The organism is Arthrospira sp. PCC 9901 (genome assembly GCF_059013425.1).
In genome coordinates this window covers 87,696-105,121 of record NZ_CP102296.1, presented here as the reverse complement: position 1 = coordinate 105,121, position 17,426 = coordinate 87,696, and the positions used below count along the sequence as shown (strand labels likewise).

The 17,426-nt window shown below is 43.8% G+C and carries 20 protein-coding genes; 11 read left to right on the top strand and 9 right to left on the bottom strand.

Features of this window, described 5'->3' with window-relative positions:
- The 5 genes from thrB to NLZ44_RS00530 form a co-directional block, all read right to left on the bottom strand.
- Complete coding sequence (gene thrB, locus NLZ44_RS00550; RefSeq protein ID WP_006621846.1) at positions 1-918, bottom strand: homoserine kinase; 918 nt, start codon at positions 916-918, stop codon at positions 1-3.
- Between the two features lie 81 nt (positions 919-999).
- Positions 1,000-1,251: a DUF7219 family protein gene (locus NLZ44_RS00545; protein ID WP_493751544.1), complete on the bottom strand. Its 252-nt coding sequence runs from the start codon at positions 1,249-1,251 to the stop codon at positions 1,000-1,002.
- Positions 1,252-1,637: 386 nt separating this feature from the next.
- Positions 1,638-5,303, bottom strand: a complete 3,666-nt coding sequence (locus NLZ44_RS00540; RefSeq protein WP_493751543.1) for a hydantoinase B/oxoprolinase family protein — start codon at positions 5,301-5,303, stop codon at positions 1,638-1,640.
- Between the two features lie 146 nt (positions 5,304-5,449).
- Complete coding sequence (locus NLZ44_RS00535) at positions 5,450-5,617, bottom strand: hypothetical protein (RefSeq protein WP_155839093.1); 168 nt, start codon at positions 5,615-5,617, stop codon at positions 5,450-5,452.
- A gap of 100 nt (positions 5,618-5,717) precedes the next feature.
- Positions 5,718-6,005 (bottom strand): hypothetical protein, encoded by a 288-nt coding sequence (locus tag NLZ44_RS00530; protein ID WP_493751542.1) that lies wholly within the window; start codon positions 6,003-6,005, stop codon positions 5,718-5,720.
- A gap of 271 nt (positions 6,006-6,276) precedes the next feature.
- On the opposite strand from NLZ44_RS00530, the gene NLZ44_RS00525 reads away from it, so the two are divergent.
- On the top strand, positions 6,277-7,755 hold the full coding sequence (locus NLZ44_RS00525) for an aminotransferase-like domain-containing protein (protein ID WP_493751541.1): 1,479 nt from the start codon (positions 6,277-6,279) through the stop codon (positions 7,753-7,755).
- On the opposite strand, the gene NLZ44_RS00520 is transcribed toward NLZ44_RS00525, so the two are convergent.
- Positions 7,710-8,606 carry a GGDEF domain-containing protein gene (locus NLZ44_RS00520; RefSeq protein WP_493751540.1) on the bottom strand — a complete coding sequence of 299 codons (897 nt, stop codon included), beginning with the start codon at positions 8,604-8,606 and terminating at the stop codon, positions 7,710-7,712. The genes NLZ44_RS00525 and NLZ44_RS00520 overlap by 46 nt on opposite strands.
- A 268-nt stretch (positions 8,607-8,874) precedes the next feature.
- On the opposite strand from NLZ44_RS00520, the gene NLZ44_RS00515 reads away from it, so the two are divergent.
- From NLZ44_RS00515 to NLZ44_RS00500, 4 genes are read left to right on the top strand one after another with little or no spacing between them, the layout of a single operon-like run.
- On the top strand, positions 8,875-9,273 hold the full coding sequence (locus NLZ44_RS00515) for an MAPEG family protein (protein WP_315639974.1): 399 nt from the start codon (positions 8,875-8,877) through the stop codon (positions 9,271-9,273).
- An 18-nt stretch (positions 9,274-9,291) separates the two neighbouring features.
- On the top strand, positions 9,292-9,495 hold the full coding sequence (locus NLZ44_RS00510; RefSeq protein ID WP_315639976.1) for a hypothetical protein: 204 nt from the start codon (positions 9,292-9,294) through the stop codon (positions 9,493-9,495).
- 12 nt (positions 9,496-9,507) lie between these two features.
- Positions 9,508-9,684, top strand: coding sequence for a hypothetical protein (locus NLZ44_RS00505; RefSeq protein ID WP_006621834.1), 177 nt, complete (start codon positions 9,508-9,510; stop codon positions 9,682-9,684).
- Positions 9,685-9,709: 25 nt separating this feature from the next.
- Positions 9,710-11,299, top strand: coding sequence for a hypothetical protein (locus tag NLZ44_RS00500; RefSeq protein WP_493751539.1), 1,590 nt, complete (start codon positions 9,710-9,712; stop codon positions 11,297-11,299).
- Here NLZ44_RS00500 and NLZ44_RS00495 read toward each other — a convergent pair.
- On the bottom strand, positions 11,288-11,977 hold the full coding sequence (locus NLZ44_RS00495; protein ID WP_008056756.1) for a M78 family metallopeptidase domain-containing protein: 690 nt from the start codon (positions 11,975-11,977) through the stop codon (positions 11,288-11,290). The two genes, NLZ44_RS00500 and NLZ44_RS00495, sit on opposite strands and share 12 nt — an antisense overlap.
- Complete coding sequence (locus tag NLZ44_RS00490; protein ID WP_006621831.1) at positions 11,974-12,321, bottom strand: helix-turn-helix domain-containing protein; 348 nt, start codon at positions 12,319-12,321, stop codon at positions 11,974-11,976. The genes NLZ44_RS00495 and NLZ44_RS00490 overlap by 4 nt, the downstream gene beginning before the upstream one ends.
- Positions 12,322-12,546: 225 nt before the next feature.
- On the opposite strand from NLZ44_RS00490, the gene NLZ44_RS00485 reads away from it, so the two are divergent.
- From NLZ44_RS00485 to NLZ44_RS00465, 5 genes are all read left to right on the top strand, one after another.
- A complete protein-coding gene (locus NLZ44_RS00485; RefSeq protein ID WP_048894893.1) occupies positions 12,547-12,807 on the top strand; it encodes a hypothetical protein in 261 nt (86 codons plus the stop codon).
- 39 nt (positions 12,808-12,846) lie between these two features.
- Entirely contained in the window at positions 12,847-13,530 is a 684-nt protein-coding gene (locus tag NLZ44_RS00480; protein WP_006621829.1) for a hypothetical protein, read from the top strand.
- A 77-nt stretch (positions 13,531-13,607) separates the two neighbouring features.
- Positions 13,608-13,985 (top strand): hypothetical protein, encoded by a 378-nt coding sequence (locus NLZ44_RS00475; protein WP_008056750.1) that lies wholly within the window; start codon positions 13,608-13,610, stop codon positions 13,983-13,985.
- 55 nt (positions 13,986-14,040) lie between these two features.
- Positions 14,041-15,027, top strand: a complete 987-nt coding sequence (locus tag NLZ44_RS00470; protein ID WP_493751538.1) for a hypothetical protein — start codon at positions 14,041-14,043, stop codon at positions 15,025-15,027.
- 42 nt (positions 15,028-15,069) lie between these two features.
- Positions 15,070-16,158 (top strand): hypothetical protein, encoded by a 1,089-nt coding sequence (locus tag NLZ44_RS00465; RefSeq protein ID WP_493751537.1) that lies wholly within the window; start codon positions 15,070-15,072, stop codon positions 16,156-16,158.
- 98 nt (positions 16,159-16,256) lie between these two features.
- Here NLZ44_RS00465 and NLZ44_RS00460 read toward each other — a convergent pair whose 3' ends face one another.
- Entirely contained in the window at positions 16,257-17,177 is a 921-nt protein-coding gene (locus NLZ44_RS00460) for a phosphate ABC transporter substrate-binding protein (protein ID WP_187758330.1), read from the bottom strand.
- A gap of 99 nt (positions 17,178-17,276) precedes the next feature.
- On the opposite strand from NLZ44_RS00460, the gene NLZ44_RS00455 reads away from it, so the two are divergent.
- On the top strand, positions 17,277-17,420 hold the full coding sequence (locus NLZ44_RS00455) for a hypothetical protein (RefSeq protein WP_157234580.1): 144 nt from the start codon (positions 17,277-17,279) through the stop codon (positions 17,418-17,420).
- The last annotated feature ends 6 nt before the right edge of the window (positions 17,421-17,426 follow it).

Here is a 17,426-nt window from a genome sequence, read left to right as displayed (position 1 = left end):
TTAAGTGACTTTAGCGCCTTGGGTATCAATTGCAAGCGATCGCACATCTACCCCGATGTTATAGCCCCTCCAAGCCTCCCTCATGGCAGATACACATAAGTGGGTGTGGGGGGGGTCTGTGAGGGCTAGAAGGGTCGGTCCTGCCCCGCTAATGGCTAATTCGTAAGCGCCTGCATCTAAGGCGGCTTGTCTGACGGTATCATAACCCTGAATCAGAGATTGGCGGTAGGGCTGATGGATTTTGTCAGCCATAGCCACGCGCAACCAGTCTCCCTGTCCGGTTTCTAAGCCTCGGACTAATAAACCTAGGTGGGCGGTGTTGAAAATGGCATCGGCGCGGGTATAATGGGAGGGGAGGACGCTGCGGGCTTCGGCGGTGGATAGTTCAAAGTCGGGAATAGCGACGACGGGGACTATATCTTGATGCCAAGGAATTTCGCAGATCTGCCAGCGGTGGTTATGGTCGGCTACTGATAACTGACAGCCCCCCAACAGGGCGGGAACTACGTTGTCGGGGTGTCCTTCTATGGCGATCGCCATTTCCATAATTTCTGTTGGAGTTAGGGGGTTTCCGGCTAGGGTATTTGCGCCCACTAAACCCCCCACAATTGCTGTGGCTGAACTTCCTAAACCTCTGGCGAGGGGGACTCCTAGTTTGATGTGAATTTTGACGGGAGGGGGAGTTTGATTGATGTGATGGTAGAATTTGAGAAAGGCTTGATAAACTAAGTTGCGATCGTCTGTGGCTACGCGATCGCTTTCTAGTCCTTCGGCAGTAATTTGGTGGGGTTTTTCTGTATCTGTTAAAGGTGAAAATTCTAGGGTATTATATAGGCTGAGGGCTGCACCAATACAATCAAACCCTGGTCCAATATTGGCGGTGGTGGCGGGGACGGTAACGGTAATTGGGTGAGACATTGAAAATGATGAATATGGGCTAATTTTGTGGGAAAATTAGGGATTTTATCCCTGGCTTGTAGTTATGCAGACCATGGCTAGTTATTCTGGGTCTTGGTTGGCTGCATTTTCGCCAATATTGAGATTCTTTTTAGACTCTTTTAATTCTTTCCAGAGTTGTTTGATTCTTTGGTAAGCAACTTCGGAACTCAGTTTACCATTGGTTTCTAACGCACAGATATAGTTAATCTTATGTGCAAACTCTTGAAGGTTAGAGTTAAACATCATATTTTGGGGGCTAAATTCTCCACGATAACGGGTTTTTGGGTAAATAAATTCGTCTTTTTCGTTCATATATTTAGGCTGAATATGTTAGTTGGTATCCTGGGGGAAAGCTACTACTAACTCCCTCAAAAAAAATGCTATTCTGGCTACATTTTTAGGTGCTAGTAATATCATTAATGAAAATCAAGGACTGACACTTAGGGGGTAGCTGGGTTTAAGTCTGACCGTGGTGATTATAGTATTTCAGGCGGGTTATACAAGGGAAAGGATTATATTTTTGACCAGTATTTATACTGACTCAATCCGATTAAATGATTAACTAAATCCGGGTCAACTTAGCTGAAGACCATATAGCATTATGTATTATATGTTAGGCGATACCAAAAGGGGAGTCAATATGTCTATGGGTTTAGACAAACTCCCCATGGTCAAAGAGGTTTCTAGCCTATTATAGGTTATTGTGGCGCACCATATCCCCCGCCGCCGGGAGTTTGGATGGTCAACACATCCCCTATACCCATAAGGGCGATCGCCGTACTACCGAGATCTTCAACAGTCCCATTTTGGCGAGTAATGGAATTACGCCCCACCATACCCGGTTCACCCCCAGCCATACCAAAAGGTGGAATGATGCGATGTCCCGATAGGATAGTGGCAGTCATTTCCTCCAAAAATCGAATTTGGCGGATAATACCATTACCACCGCGATAGTTTCCGCCGCCGCCGCTGTGGGGGCGAATAGCAAAAGCATCGATCAGAACTGGATAACGCCATTCTAACACTTCTGGATCAGTTAGGCGAGAATTAGTCATGTGAGTATGTACCGCGTCGGTCCCGTGAAAATTTGGACCTGCGCCAGATCCGCCGCAGATGGTTTCATAATACTGATAGCGATCGCTTCCAAAGGTCAAATTATTCATAGTTCCCTGGGAAGCCGCCATAACCCCCAAAGCGCCATATAAAGCATCAACCACAGCCTGAGAAGTTTCGACATTTCCCGCTACTACAGCCGCCGGAAATTTGGGGTTAAGCATACAGCCTTGAGGGATGACAATTTCCAAAGGTTTTAGACATCCAGCATTGAGGGGAATACTATCAGCCGCCAAAGTCCGAAATACATACAAAACCGCCGCTTTACAAACCGCCTGGGGTGCATTAAAATTACTGTCCAATTGTCGAGAAGTTCCGGTGAAATCTATTTTGGCGCTGCGGTTTTGGCGATTAATGCTAATCGCCACTTGAATAACTCCCCCATTATCCAGAATATAAATAAACTGACCATCCCGCAGAACATCAATAGCCTTTCTAACGCACTCCTCAGCATTATCCTGGACAAATTTCATATAAGCCTGGACTGTAGCTAACCCATATTGTGCGACCATTTTCTGTAATTCCGTCACCCCTTTTTCATTAGCCGCAATTTGTGCTTGTAAGTCAGCAACATTAGTCTGAGGGTTCCGCGCCGGGTAGGGATGATGAGTTAATAATTTCAGCACTTCTGCTTCTCGGAATTTGCCACTATCAACTAACTGGAACTTATCGATTACAATCCCTTCTTCCAAGACTGTTTGACTATGGGGCGGCATAGAACCGGGTGTTATCCCTCCCAGGTCAGCATGATGACCGCGAGATGCTACATAAAATAAAATGTTTAATCCGGCGGTATCAAATACTGGAGTAATGACGGTAATATCAGGTAAGTGAGTCCCGCCATCATAGGGATTATTTAGCATATAAACATCCCCAGATTTGAGAGTTTCGGCTTTGGCTTTAATTAGGCTGCGGACACTTTCTCCCATAGAGCCTAAATGTACAGGAATATGGGGAGCGTTAGCTACGAGTTCCCCCAATTCATCGAAAATTGCACAGGAAAAATCTAGGCGTTCTTTAATGTTAACTGATGATGCGGTATTTTGTAGGGTAATTCCCATCTGTTCAGCGATAAACTGAAACAGGTTTTTAAAAATTTCCAGACGCACGGGATCTGGTTTATTGGTCAAGGTATTGGTGTCAATGGGGGAGGTTTGGGGCTGGGAAATTTTGGCTAAAACTAAGTGATTGCGTTCGGTTAATTGGGCAGACCAACCTGGTTCAACAATATTAGTTCCGGTGGCTTCAAGAATAATCGCGGGTCCGATTACTTCATCTCCTGGCTGTAAAATCTCTCTGGGAAATACGGGGGTTTGTTGCCATTTCTGATTAGCAAACATAGGGACGGTAGCAATAGGAGATGGGGGTTGATCATTTCGACGAGATAATATGGTTTCCGGGGGATTTTCCATCTGGCGGACTACTTCGACGGATACAGATTCAACTATTAATTTTTTGTCGGCTTTGACAAAACCATAACGGGTGCGGTGTTCGGTTTCAAAGGCGGCTTTCATGGGTTCGACTTGGGGGGAAAATGGGACGGTTAGGGTGGAGTCAGTCCCCTGATATTTTAAATTAGCGCGATAAAAAACTATGTCGTTGGGGGAATTGTGGGGGTCAAGTTCCGATCGCATTTCGGTTTCTAAATCGGCTAAAACTGGGGTGATATCTGCTAATAAATGTTCGTTTAGCGTGGCTTCTATGGCTTTCTCGCGGATGTTACCTACATCTGCTAGGGCCATGCCATAGGCAGATAAAACGCCAGCGTAGGGATGAATAAACACCCGTGTAATGCCTAATGTATCTGCGATCGCACAGGCGTGTTGACCTCCTGCGCCGCCAAAGCAACAGAGGGTATATTCGGATACGTCATAACCCCGCTGTAGGGATATTTTCTTAATCGCATTAGCCATATTTTCTACGGCGATCGCAATAAAACCCGCCGCCACTTCTTCCGGTTGGCGAGGGTCTCCGGTGGCTTGAGTAATATCTGCGGCTAACTGGTTAAATTTGGCTTTAACTACTTCTGCATCAAGGGGTGAATTGGCTTGGGGTCCGAATACTTGGGGGAAAAATTCGGGTCTAATTTTGCCTAACATTACGTTACAGTCAGTAACTGTTAAAGGTCCCCCACCACCATAGCAAGCGGGACCTGGATCAGCACCCGCAGACTCTGGACCGACACGATAGCGGAAACCGTCAAAGCATAAAATTGAACCTCCCCCGGCTGCTACAGTATGAATAGAAAGGATAGGCGTTCGCATTCTGACTCCCGCAATTTCGGTCTCAAATTGTCTTTCATATTCGCCATTATAATGCGCGACATCTGTGGATGTTCCACCCATATCAAAGGTGATAATTTTGTCAAAACCTGCCTGTTTACTGGTTTTCACTGCGCCGACAATGCCGCCAGCAGGTCCTGATAAAATGCTGTCTTTTCCTTGGAAGTTTTGGGCGTTAGTTAAAGCACCATTGGACTGCATAAACATTAATTTAGGCAGGTTTTTTGGCGGGCTAGATACTGCATCTTTTGAGGGCTGGTTGCCATATAATTCCTGGGCAACTTTATCAATATAACGCCTTAAAATGGGTGATAGGTAAGCATCCACTACGGTGGTATCTCCCCGGCTGATTAGCTTCATTAGGGGGCTAATTTGGTGGGATGCGGAAATTTGGGTAAAGCCAATTTCGGCGGCGATTTCGGCGATTTGTTGTTCGTGTTTGGGGTAGCGGTAGCTGTGCATTAGGGCGATCGCACAACTGCGAATTCCGTCTTGATAAGCCTTTTTTAGGGCGATTTTTAAGGGTTCTAATTGGAGAGGTTGCAGTTCTTCCCCTTGGGCGCTGTAGCGTTCTTCTGCTTCGATTACCCTTTCATATAGCAAAGATGGTAAAATGATTTCTTGGGCAAAAATATCGGGGCGATTTTGATAGCCAATGCGGAGAGCATCTTTAAAGCCTTTGGTGATGATTAATAGGGTGCGATCGCCTTGGCGTTCCAGGAGTGCATTGGTTGCTACTGTGGTTCCCATTTTTACCTCAGAAATACAATTTTCTGGGATGGGTTCATGCAAACCAATTCCTAAAATTTCTTTGATACCAGCTACCACAGCATCCTGATAACGTTGAGGATTTTCTGATAGGAGTTTATGGGTCACTAAACTACCGTCTGGTTTGCGCGCGACAATATCTGTAAATGTACCGCCTCTATCTACCCAAAATTGATATTTATTTCCTAAGTTTTCAGCCATTGAATAATTCCCAATCATGTGAATTGTTGACAGTTACTCTAGTCCCATTCTATATAGCCATTCTCAATCAATACAGAAATCAGCCCCCACCCCCCCACCTTCTCACCTTCTGGGAGAGGGTGGTTAGGGGGTTAGGTGATCTGGTCTTATTTATGAGACAGTTGCTTTAGTCTTTGGTCGGGAGGTATGACTATATATTCACCATAAAAGAGACTAAATTCGATGGTATTGTGTATCAGTTTGATGAGACGATCGCCCCAAAGATGCGATCGGGATAATAACCGATGATTTTGCCAATTCTGTTGTTTCACCATAAAAACCCCCTGAATCAAAAATTGGGTATAAGTAGGGTCTAACCTACTGACAGACTCAATAGATATCCCTCAGATATTGGGTTGACAAATAAACCCCGGATTATTTACAATAGCGGGATTCTAACCAAATTCTGACATCTTGTTCCGTATAAAAACGTTGATTGCGCCGAGTGAAAGGGTCATAAACATCCCAGACTAAATCACCATCTTGATCATAACTTTCAGAGATTCTGATATCCCCGCCACCCAGCAGAAAATTACACAATAAACTAGGTATTTTTTGCCACCAATTAACAATACCTTTTTTGGGGTAAATGCCGGAATAATTAACCAAAGCATTACCCGTCAATGGCATGGTACTACAAGCAGTTCGTTCCGTTGATTTCATCGCCACAATTCCTCCATGAATATTCAGTTGTAACAAACCATAAAGTAGAGGAGATGCTAACTTTAAACTCCCTTATTTATCGCGGTTCACATAAATAAGCGATCGCCAAAATAAGTAAATTTCGATCACTCTATAAAAAGTATGACCTACCCTAGCCAAAAATAACAGATGCAGTTATGATAAATTGTAGCCATAACAGTTTAATTTTTAGCAACTGTTATGGTAAGAAAATCAGCAACTGTATCCTTGTAAGGGATTTGGAGGTATGACCATGAAAGCCAGACCCGTGGAAAAGTCTCCCGGAGTGAATTTGTATGAACAGGTAGCCAACCGCATTCAGTCCCTCATTAAAGAAGGGACCCTGAAACCAGGCTCGCGCATTCCCTCAGTCCGCAAAATGCACCAACAGATGAGTGTTAGCATCACCACAGTATTAGAAGCCTATCGCCTCCTCGAAGACAGAGGGCTAATTGTCGCGCGTCCTCAGTCGGGGTACTATGTTCGCCATATTCTGTCACTTCCACCCGCAGAACCCACCTCCTCAGCCCCTCCGGGACTAGCCTGTAACGTAGATACCTCAATAGCTTTTAAGATCAATAAAGTCCTACGGGAACCAGGAATGATTAAACTCGGTGCGGCCGTCCCTGACCCGGAACTATTCCCCCTCGCCGCATTAAATCGACTGATGGGACAGGTAATGCGTCAAAACCCAGAAGTCTGTCACTCCTATAACGCGCTACCAGGGTTGGAACCTTTACGCGATGAAGTAGCCAGGAGATTAATGGATGCGGGTTGTTCCCTCACCCCAGACCAAATTTTGATTGTGAATGGGACGACAGAGGGGATGTATTTATCTCTACGCGCGATCACAAAACCGGGGGATACAGTGGCGATCGAGTCCCCATCCTATTATGGATTGTTAGAAATTTTGCAATCTCTACACCTAAAAGCCTTGGAACTTCCCACCCACCCGCGATCCGGCTTATCATTACCAGATTTGGAAAACGCCCTGAGTCAAGGTCAGGTGGCTGCTTGTGCGATCGTTTCCAATTTTAGTAATCCCCTGGGAAGCTGTATGGAAGATAGCAAGAAAAAAGCCTTAGCGGAAATTCTGGAACGCTACGATATTCCTTTGGTGGAAGATGACGTTTATGGAGATTTAGGTTTTGATGAGATGCGTCCGAAGGCGATTAAAGCGTTTGATAAAAAGGGTTTGGTTTTATATTGCTCTTCTTGTAGTAAAACCATTTCTCCCGGTTTGCGGGTAGGTTGGGTGGTCGCTGGTCGTTATCAAAACACCGTCGAACAACTCAAATTGTTTACTAACATTGTCACAGCGGCAGCTAATCAATTAGCGATCGCTGCCTTTTTAGCCAATGGAGGTTATGACCGCCATCTCCGACACCTACGACGGGCTTATGGGGAACAGGTTTTACGAATGACTCAGGCAATTTGTGATTATTTTCCCCCAGAAACTAAAGTAACGCGCCCCACAGGAGGTCACGTCTTATGGGTAGAACTTCCACCCCATTTTGATGCGATCGCACTTTACCAGGATGCCTACAAACGCCAAATTAGCATTGCTCCTGGAACCATGTTTTCTGCATCAGGAAACTATCAAAACTGCTTTCGCTTAAATTGTGGTTTACTTTGGTCTCCCAAAATTGAGATGGCTATGAAAACTTTAGGAGAATTAATTGCCAATCAAGACTCTGATAAGACTCGGTTACGTCCATTGTTTTTGGCTTGATATAATCCCCTGTCTGCACTTAAAATCAGGTCTTCTGGTGATAAATCATCCCCAATAATTTTAGTGGCAACTCCCGCACTTAGCGTAATACATGAACTAATCTCAGACCCGCAGTGGACAATGTTTTTACCCAAAACATTCATGCGAATTTTGTTCGCTACATTCAGGGCTTCTTTTAATTTAATACCCGGTAGGATAATTGCAAACTCTTCCCCTCCGTAGCGGGCGGCTAAGTAGGGCTTCTGCTGATGACAAGCCGTGATAGCCTCTTGAATAGCATTGGCGATCCGTTGCAGACATAAATCCCCCGCTAAGTGACCATAATTATCATTGTAGGGCTTGAAAAAGTCTATGTCTAAGAGAATTAAAGAGATGGGTTTTCCTTTTTGGGTTTGTAAAGTATGTTCCATATAAAGATAGAACTTCCGTCGATTGGCTAATTGCGTTAAATCATCCAAAAAAGCTAGTTCTTTCAGCTTTCTGTTTTCTTGCTGTAGCTGCCGAATCCTGATATTTTGATAGTAAATCTTACGATATAGTTTCCGCACACTTAGAGCAATATTGTGGAGGATGTTAATGGGATATTGATCAATATTCTCCATGGTATTACTATCAACTAAAATGTCCTGAACTATTGGGCGATTTAGGATGTCAATATTCATGGTAGTATTCTCTTGATATTTCCGCGAAAACTGGGGATGTTCATGATGCAAGTTTTGGTGATTATTTAAACCCAACTTGCTGACCATTTTAGTTAAGATAACTTCCAGCTTGGACTTCAGATTAATTTCCTGGAAATATCTTGACTTTTCGACGGAAATAAGATTTAATAGTTGTGGGTTCAGAATCACGGTTAACTTACCTATCTCTCGGTTTCAACAATATCGATTATTGACGATCTGCCGGAAAATTGCCGTGACGACTATCCGCCGATACCGTGATAATCCTGAAAAAGTCTCGTGATCGGCTATTGATGGTGATTGTGATCATTTGACCAAATTTATGTGACTGTGATCACAATGGGCTAAAAACCTGTCTGAGGGTAGATACGGAGAAATTCCCACCCAAAATGGCGAAGCAGGTTAATATTGTGGTAGACACTCATGAGGCAATCAATATATGTCACCTTGGCCAAGCCTAATCACTGCATCTGCGCTTATCCTATACCTGGTTGTTACCGTCAACGTAGGTAGGGCTAGAATGAAATATAAGGTTATGCCTCCTGACATGACAGGCGATCCCAACTTTGAAAGAGTTTTGCGGGTACAGCAAAATACCCTAGAACAGTTAATTATTTTCCTTCCGGCTTTGTGGCTGTTTTCTGAGTTTGTCAGTCCCTTAGTGGCTGCGGGTTTGGGTGCAGTATGGATAGTTGGGCGCATTCTCTATGCGTGGGGATACTATCAGGTGGCGGAAAAGCGGATGATTGGCTTTGGGGTCAGTATCTTATGCTTATTTGCCCTACTGGGAGGGTCTCTGGTCGGAATTATCATCCCCTTGGTTAAACAACTGGTCTAAACTGATGGAGTAAAGGACATGGCAAAGAGTCAGCCAGAAGAGCCGATAATGTTTAGGATCAGCGATCGCCTCTTTCAACAATTAACCGAATTTACCGAAACCCTAGAATCCGAGGATATGAACCCGCGTCCCAATTCCGAGGGCGATCGGACAGTCAACCCGCCACCGGACTTAACCAGTTTACCGCTACCCTCGGAGTCCCCCAATTCCCCATCTGAATAACTTAATTAACGAATGGCTGATCTCGAACAATTAAAATCTGCCTTGGTCAGGACTAAAAATCCTAACCAAATATCTGCCCTAATTGTTGATTTCACCCACCAAGAAATACTTAGTGTCTACCATCAACTACCGTCCCAAAAGCAGCAACGAATTTGTCAAATTTGGGCGATCGAATTTGAATCAGGGTGACAATTAGTAAGGGTAAAGTGCATCCATGTCAGAACCCAACAATCATCCTTCACCATTACAGTATCAAAATGAATCTCCCCCTGATTCCTCCGCTTTCACAGAGGAAGAAAACGAGATACCTACAGTCACCGACTCCGAATCTTTATTTAATCACACATCAGGCTTAGTTCCCTATCTGGGTTGGGTGAGTGTTTTCTCATTAATTGTCGCTATGGTCATGTTTGGAAATGACCTAGGGGCGATCGCGATTATTTATGTAATTATCACCATTTTCTGTGCGGCTTTATCCTACCGATATCCCCGCCAAGGATTATGGGGTTTACTGATTTATTTACCTTTGGCGGGGACGATCGCCTATTGGGTAGGGGATGATCGACCTATTTTTCACTTACTGAAAAATATATTATTTTACATTCCCGCACTCTTAGGAATGCTGGTTGTTCTAATTCGTGAAGGCAAAGAAATTCTGATTAATAAAAATCTCAAAATCCCCCTATTAATCTTTGTGGGGATTGCTTTAATTAACCTAATTATCGTCAATGGAGGGCAACATTTTAGTGATGACCCTAGGGGAATTCCCATAGTTATGGGGATTTTCGGATTAGCCATCTTAATCGGATATATCCCCCTAATCACCTGTGGATATTACCTGATCCGTAAAAGTCAAGATGTCTATTTCCTCAATCGTTTACAGGTAGTTTTAGCCATAGTATGTTGTCTGCTAGGTATCGCTCAATTTTGGTTAGTCATCACAGGCGTTTGTCCAGACAATAGCGGCTTAGAACCCCATCTTTTACTAACAGCCAACCTACAGCGCAAGTGTCTAGTTGGGGGTTCTTTGGGCTACCTACCAGAAGCCAATTTTATCCGACTTCCCGGAACCTTTGTCTCCCCATGGCATTGGACATGGTTTTTAATTTCCAGTGCCTTTTTTGCTTTTCTAACTGCCCTCAATGACCCGAAAATAACTTGGCAGATAACTGGCGGATTTTCCCTATTCTTAATCATGATAAATGCAGTAATATCAGGTCAGAGAACCGCCTTTTTGGGCGTACCTGTGGTGCTGATATTATTAATGGTTGCCACCAGTCATATATCCCGTTGGAAGCGATTATTAATTAGCTTTTTAGCCATCGGACTATTTTTGTTAACTACCCTCGTCATATTTCCCAATCTAGCCGAGGGACGAATTGAAAGTTTGACCGGACGCTGGACAGCATCTCCCCCTCCCGAATTTGTCATAGATCAAACTCAGTGGACTCTCAGAAATAGCGGAGGCTTATTAGGTAATGGACTCGGACGAGGGACTAATGCCACCCGCAGTCTAGGTAGCACACGGCTACTAGAAACCTATTATTCTAAACTCATCTACGAATTAGGCATCATAGGAGCGATCGCCTTTTTAATATTGGTAACCACCCTGATGATCGAAGGTTTCAAATCTTATCATCAAGTCCGCAATTCTCATCTGAGAAATGATGGTATTGTCTTCTGGATTTTTATGATCATCATCGGTTACAACCCCTACTGGTATCCTCTTGATACCGACCCCGTTGCCGTTTATTACTGGTTGATTGCTGGGGTGATGTTGAAAATCCCCAGCCTAACCGAATAACCGTTGTTGCTTGTTTAAATCAGCTTCTCCCAGATAAATTTGGCGCTGACCTTTGGGAATAGTAATCCAACCCAAATCTTGTAGGCGGTTAGTCAGATTAGAAATACTCACCCCCAACTCATCCCTAATACTGTAGAGATGAGACCACTTACTGAGATCGCGACCCGATCGCTTTTCCTCTAAAATATGACGAGGCATCAGCAGACAACTGGCAAAATATTGAGCCTGCCATTCAATGGAAGCAATTTGAGAGGAAACCGCACCACTGCGACAGACAAATGGTTCCTGGGCTGTTGAGGATGACCAACCGTAATTTCCCAGATTCAATTCTAACTGTCGAGCTACCCCGTCCACCTCATCCTGATTAATATGAAGGACCCAGTGTCCGATTTCATGGGCGATCGTAGACTCGATAAACCCTTGGGGTTTTTCTAAAATCTCTTCGTTAATCTCAATTTGTCTAGAGGCGGGAATAATGCGGGCGGCGATCGCCCCTTGTTCGTCCGCTGGTATGTAATCCCATACTACCCCCAAATCCAAAAAGTCCGCCACCAAACTCGACTCAAAAGGCCACTGAGGAGCAAAATTAGGGGTAGCCGCCATGCGCTGAAGAATCTGATCAGCGCGACGTTCAATAGATTCTTTCGCATAAAAGCGATAGGGTTTGAGAATACTCACTTATCTTTCCCCGAAGCTGCATCAAATACCTGTTTAGCAAAATTAGGGTTTTCCTGAAGTCGTCGAAATAGCGCTGTGATCTCCCGGTTATTCTGTTTGAGGAAATTCTCGTAATGGTGGGGAATGCGTCCCGCCAAAAAGATTAACTCCTCCTCATCTATGCCCAAATTTCGCGCTAAACCTCGGATTACCTCCTCTTTGGGGGCATAATCAGCGCGATCGTTCTCTAGCTTTGATAGATAGGTAAAGTCCACACCAAGCAACCCCGCCAGTTCTCGCTGGGAGTAGCCCCTATCCTTGCGAGCCTGACGGATCAATTTACCAAAAGTTTGTGTTTCGTCCACGGCATTGTCCTCCTGGTCTCTATTATAGGACACCTTGAACAAAATTTCAACTGACCACTTGACGAAACCATCAACACTTGTTAGTATAGATGTAGTTGAACAAAGCATCAACTGCCAAAGCTCTACTGATAGCGCTCAACTGTCAATAAAACCACATTATGCCATAGATGTAGAGTCTAAGGCTTCCAGATGTTGGGTGAAATGGCGAACCGGAGGACAGATCCCATGCTCAGGACTTGGACTGATACCCATTACCAACTAAATGATCACGACTGGCTCTATATTGCCACCCATGAGGAACTAGGTTCAGCGTCCCTAGTCTGTCCGGGTTATACGCGCGACGGTACAGGATTTAGCATTCATTTTACTGCCGCTCACACGGACACTTTAGAGAAACTGATCGCCGCCTTAAAGATTTTGAAAGCACAACCCCAACCATTATCTACTTATCCCGAACCAGAAAAAACAGTTTCTGTGATTCGCTAAACGCTGATTTTGTCCAAATTTTCACGAGCTGGAGAAACCATGAATAAAACTAACGAAAAACCCACAATTTCTGTATTTGGAAGTAAGCACAAAGAAGCGATGCTAGTGCCGGAAATGCCGATCGCTGTCCGTAATAATTGCCAATCGGGAAAATGGATGATTGGAGATGAAGAATATGGCTCTAAATGCTCGATGACGATTATCAAATTTAGCAAATTTTTTGGCAGTTTAGGGCAAACTAACAACACATTATGGGGACAAATTTGGTTTGTAGCTGAATCGGGAGAACTCCCCCAAGGTGTTGTATTGGTCACTTATATTAAAAGTCGCTCTCTCAGTGATTTTAACCGGTTGGTGGCTTCTGTACAAAGCCAAGGTGTAGAACCTGCTATGGGGATTTTTGTGCCGGAATTTGTCCGCCATTCTGGTCAGAAACCGGATGAAAATGGAGTGGTAAAACCGATTAATTACTATAGTTTAAAGTGGTCTTGGGTAGAACGTAGTGATTGGTCGATTTTAGAACAGGCGGCGGCGGTTTTAGCTGATCCGGCTAACCTGTCCCGTATGATTGATTTGGAAGGAACCCGACAAATGATCTGTTTGGATAATTTGTCACCCCATGAAGTGGCTTGTTTAATGGCGGCTCATTCTCCCTCAGATCGCGACAATGAGATGATGTTACCTCCGGTTAATGATCAACAAGTTCCGGTAGCAGTGTCTTAGGGATTGAATCGGATGGATAGCTTAACTCTCCTCTTACCGAGGGGAGGGTTAGCCAGTTGAAATTTAGAGGGTATCTGATGAAAAATGTAGTCCGGTTAACGCGAAAGGATTTGTGGGAACGTCAACTGCTGGAAAACTTGAGTTTAAGCGATCGCCTCCGAAATCATACCCTAGAAGATATTTCCAGTCTATCTGATGATTTGCAACATATTAGTTTTGTGGTAAAATCAATTCAGACAAACTATCAGGCTGTTCTCGAAGAAAATCAACGTTTGAAGTCTTTGCTAATCGGATTAATGGATGGTTGCTATTGCTGGGAAGGTAATCGCTGCCCCAATTTCCGCGCCATTTTAGCAACTTTAAACCCGGATAAACCCGCTAGAAGTGAGCATCAAAACAACTCAGATATAAGTATCGCTAAAATCCGGAGATTTGTCGATACCCAAGAGAGTTAAGTTAGCCATTTTTGGGGTATTTTCTGACTCTAAAATTAGCATTTGAGGTGAAATAATGAGCAAATTAGCATCTTTAGAAACCCAGTCTCAAATTATGGCGGCGTTCTCTAAAATTATTAGCGATCGCCAAAATATAGTTTCCAAGGTAGCCACGAAAGAAGAACAAGCCGAACGGGAGAAACGGAAACAGGTTCTGGAACAGGCGGCGACTTATACGGTTGATAGCCTGGTGAAAGGATTAGCAGATTTACAGCTAGATTTTAGTGGTGTAATCACGGAACTCTCGGAAAAACTGGAAACCGAATCTGCGAAATTAGATGCGATCAAACGGGGTATTAGTATTCAATCTCAGCAACTGGAGGAACTCCAGAAAATTCGGGTTGTGGCTGATGTTCTGCATCTTTTAACCCAAGAACATCAAGAAAAGATGAACTTGTTAGAGGAACAAGCCAGCCAACGCCAAGAAAGCCTGGAAAAAGAGATAGCTAGGGAACGTAAGTTATGGGAAAAAGAGGAACAGGACTTTGAAGCGGCTGTGGCTGAATATCAAGAAAATACTGCTAAACATCGTCAGCAGGAAGCGGAGGATTATAGCTATAATTTACAGCGCCAGCGACAAATTGAAACTGATCAATATGAGGAAGCGAAACGTCGCATAGAACGTGGGATTCAAGAAACCACTAAAGAGAAGCAGAAAAATTGGCAGGAAAGGGAAAAAGTGTTGAATGCGGAACAGGCTAAATTTGAGAGCGATCGCCAACGGGTGGCGACCTTTGAGGAAGAGTTAAAACAGGCTTTAAATAAAGCTAAAGAAGAGGCGATTCAAGAAGCTACTCGCGAGGCGAAAGTGAAGGCGGATCTGTTGGCTAAGGAATGGGAATCTAACCAACAGGGATATCAATTACAAGTGGCATCTTTAGAAGCGACTATTGAGCGACAAAATGAACAAATCACGAATTTGTCGGCACAATTACAGGAAACCATGAAACAGGCTCAAGATTTGGCAATGAGAGCGTTTTCTGGGAATCGTAACAATCAATAATTTCGGAAATATTAAACTCGCAAAAATCGGAGATAAATGATCATGGCAAAAATTAGCGATCGCAACACAAAAGCCGAAATTTTAGCAGCCTATCATGAACTGCAAAAAGAACAGGAATCCCTGAAAGCAGAGATTAGTAAATCCCCCGCCGCCGCGCCACCGCCGCCGCCTACACCCCCAGCAACTACACCCGTGAAGACGGTTACACCACCCGCACAACCTCCTAAGTCCAATAAGTCAAAATTGCAATCTACCCTAGATAACTTAACTATACTTCAGTCAACTTTTGGGGGGGTAATTAGTGAATTATCAGACCAGTTAACCTCAGAAGCTACCCGACTGCAAGAATTACGAAATGGGGTAGCAGAGGCGGAACAGCATTTGCTAGAACTGCATAATATTGAGTCAATAAGTGATGATACTTTAGATGTTTTAATTGAGCAGTATCATCAGAGTTTTAAAGAATTTGAGGAGGAATTAAGCGATCGCCGAGAGACTTTAGAACAGGAATGGCAAGGACAACAAGCCACCTGGAAGAAGGAAAAAGAAGAACATCAACAGTTAGTTAAAGAACGCAATCAGACGGAGACTAAAAACCGGGAACGCGACCAGGAAAGTTATCAATATAACCTCCAGCTTGAGCGAGACTTAGACGAAGAACAATATCAACAAAATCAGGCGGAACTCTACCAACAGCTTGAGGAATTGCAACAGCAAAAGCAGCAAGAATGGTTAGAAAGAGAAACAGCGATCGCTCAACGGGAACAAGAACACTTAGAAGTTAAAACTAAGGTGGCAGAATTTGAGAAAAACCTAGAAGATGCCATTAAAAAAGGTAAGGAAATGGGGCGGAATATCGGCAATTATCAAGCTAAAATCAAGGCGGATTTATGGGGTAAAGAAGTGGAAGGGCAAAAACAGTTCGTAGAACTGCGAGTTAAATCCCTCAGCGAAACCATTAGCAATCAAGAAAATCGCATTCAAAGCATCTCCAAACAACTAGACTCCGCCCTAAAACAAGTTCAAGATTTAGCGGTGAAAGCGATCGAAGGTTCCTCTAATTCTAATTCATTCCAAGCCATGAAAGAAATCGCCTTAGAACAGGCGAAAAATCAACAAAAGGGTAAATAGTCCCATAGGGGCGGGTTAACTAACATGAATCAACCCGCCCTAATTACTGTAGGCAGATATAATTATGAATTATGAATTAATCAAGGCAGTTTGATTATCTATTGTTGAATATCAGATATAGTTTGTGTTCCCTGACTGGAAGTTACATAACCCAAAAATGCCTGGACTGGTGGACTTGCTGGATTTTTGTAAACATAAGATAATGGTCGCTGATAGGGATAGTTAGTAGCTTCTGGTGTCACCCCATCAATAGCGACCACCCGCACAGTTTGCTGATTTACCACCTGAGAGTAAGTAGCATAACCAATACCATCATTATTAAGCTGTCTTAGCATTCCAGTAGTTTCGTCACGGGGAAGAGTAGTGATATTAGATGTAGTGCCAAAATTCTGACCTTGGAGAGCAATTTCTTGGAACATTTGATGAGTTCCACTAATGGGAGGTCGGTTAATAACTCGGATAGTTGCATCAGGACCACCAACTGCTGACCAATTAGTTATTTTTCCGGTAAAAATCTGCTGAATTTGGTCTGAGGTTAACCCCCGTCGGAAAGGGTTATTAATAGACACTACTACAGCAATTTGATCTGTAGCAATGGGAACCTCAACTAACCCTTGATTTTTCTCTTCAGAAGTCAGGGGACGAGAAACCGCAGCCAGGTCAATTTGTCCGGCCATCAATGCTTGTATACCTTTCTCAGTTCCGGTAGCTTGGGTATTAACTATGCTTCCGGGAAACTGTCTTTCAAAACTTGATTTTAAGCCTTGATTAAAAGCGACCATTGCGGTAGAACCATCTATGCTGATAGTTGTACCATTAGGAACTGATGTCGGTAGGCTAAAGGTGGTATTATTAGAGGTTGGTGGAGGGGATACGGTGGAAGGTGGGGACACTGTGACTGTAGTTAAATTATCAGGTTGTGGAGAGGAGTTTTGGCTCAAATACCAATAACCTACACCCCCAATGATGATAAAAATGACAATGTAAACAACGGGAGGCGTACCAGTTCGTTTAGCCATGATTTTGGGTAATAGTTAATTATGATTAATGGTGGTTAACTGTCTAATCTTTTCCAACTTTCGGAAATAGTTGTTTCCCCAGAGTCTTGGTTGTTGCTAGTGGCTAGTTTCCCAGCCTTTGACTCTGAGGATAGTTCACTCTCGGCCGATGGTTATAGCGATCGCCATTGTACCGGACTACTGATAATCCCCCAACATAACCGCCATCCTGATTTTGTCTTAGGTTGTTTAAATCATGGTTAAAAGCAG

Coding starts and splice junctions, on each gene's coding strand:
- thrB (WP_006621846.1), bottom strand. CDS start 918: ATGTCTCACCCAATTACCGTTACCGTCCCCGCCACCACCGCCAATATT.
- NLZ44_RS00545 (WP_493751544.1), bottom strand. CDS start 1,251: ATGAACGAAAAAGACGAATTTATTTACCCAAAAACCCGTTATCGTGGA.
- NLZ44_RS00540 (WP_493751543.1), bottom strand. CDS start 5,303: ATGGCTGAAAACTTAGGAAATAAATATCAATTTTGGGTAGATAGAGGC.
- NLZ44_RS00535 (WP_155839093.1), bottom strand. CDS start 5,617: ATGGTGAAACAACAGAATTGGCAAAATCATCGGTTATTATCCCGATCG.
- NLZ44_RS00530 (WP_493751542.1), bottom strand. CDS start 6,005: ATGAAATCAACGGAACGAACTGCTTGTAGTACCATGCCATTGACGGGT.
- NLZ44_RS00525 (WP_493751541.1), top strand. CDS start 6,277: ATGAAAGCCAGACCCGTGGAAAAGTCTCCCGGAGTGAATTTGTATGAA.
- NLZ44_RS00515 (WP_315639974.1), top strand. CDS start 8,875: ATGTCACCTTGGCCAAGCCTAATCACTGCATCTGCGCTTATCCTATAC.
- NLZ44_RS00510 (WP_315639976.1), top strand. CDS start 9,292: ATGGCAAAGAGTCAGCCAGAAGAGCCGATAATGTTTAGGATCAGCGAT.
- NLZ44_RS00505 (WP_006621834.1), top strand. CDS start 9,508: ATGGCTGATCTCGAACAATTAAAATCTGCCTTGGTCAGGACTAAAAAT.
- NLZ44_RS00500 (WP_493751539.1), top strand. CDS start 9,710: ATGTCAGAACCCAACAATCATCCTTCACCATTACAGTATCAAAATGAA.
- NLZ44_RS00485 (WP_048894893.1), top strand. CDS start 12,547: ATGCTCAGGACTTGGACTGATACCCATTACCAACTAAATGATCACGAC.
- NLZ44_RS00480 (WP_006621829.1), top strand. CDS start 12,847: ATGAATAAAACTAACGAAAAACCCACAATTTCTGTATTTGGAAGTAAG.
- NLZ44_RS00475 (WP_008056750.1), top strand. CDS start 13,608: ATGAAAAATGTAGTCCGGTTAACGCGAAAGGATTTGTGGGAACGTCAA.
- NLZ44_RS00470 (WP_493751538.1), top strand. CDS start 14,041: ATGAGCAAATTAGCATCTTTAGAAACCCAGTCTCAAATTATGGCGGCG.
- NLZ44_RS00465 (WP_493751537.1), top strand. CDS start 15,070: ATGGCAAAAATTAGCGATCGCAACACAAAAGCCGAAATTTTAGCAGCC.
- NLZ44_RS00460 (WP_187758330.1), bottom strand. CDS start 17,177: ATGGCTAAACGAACTGGTACGCCTCCCGTTGTTTACATTGTCATTTTT.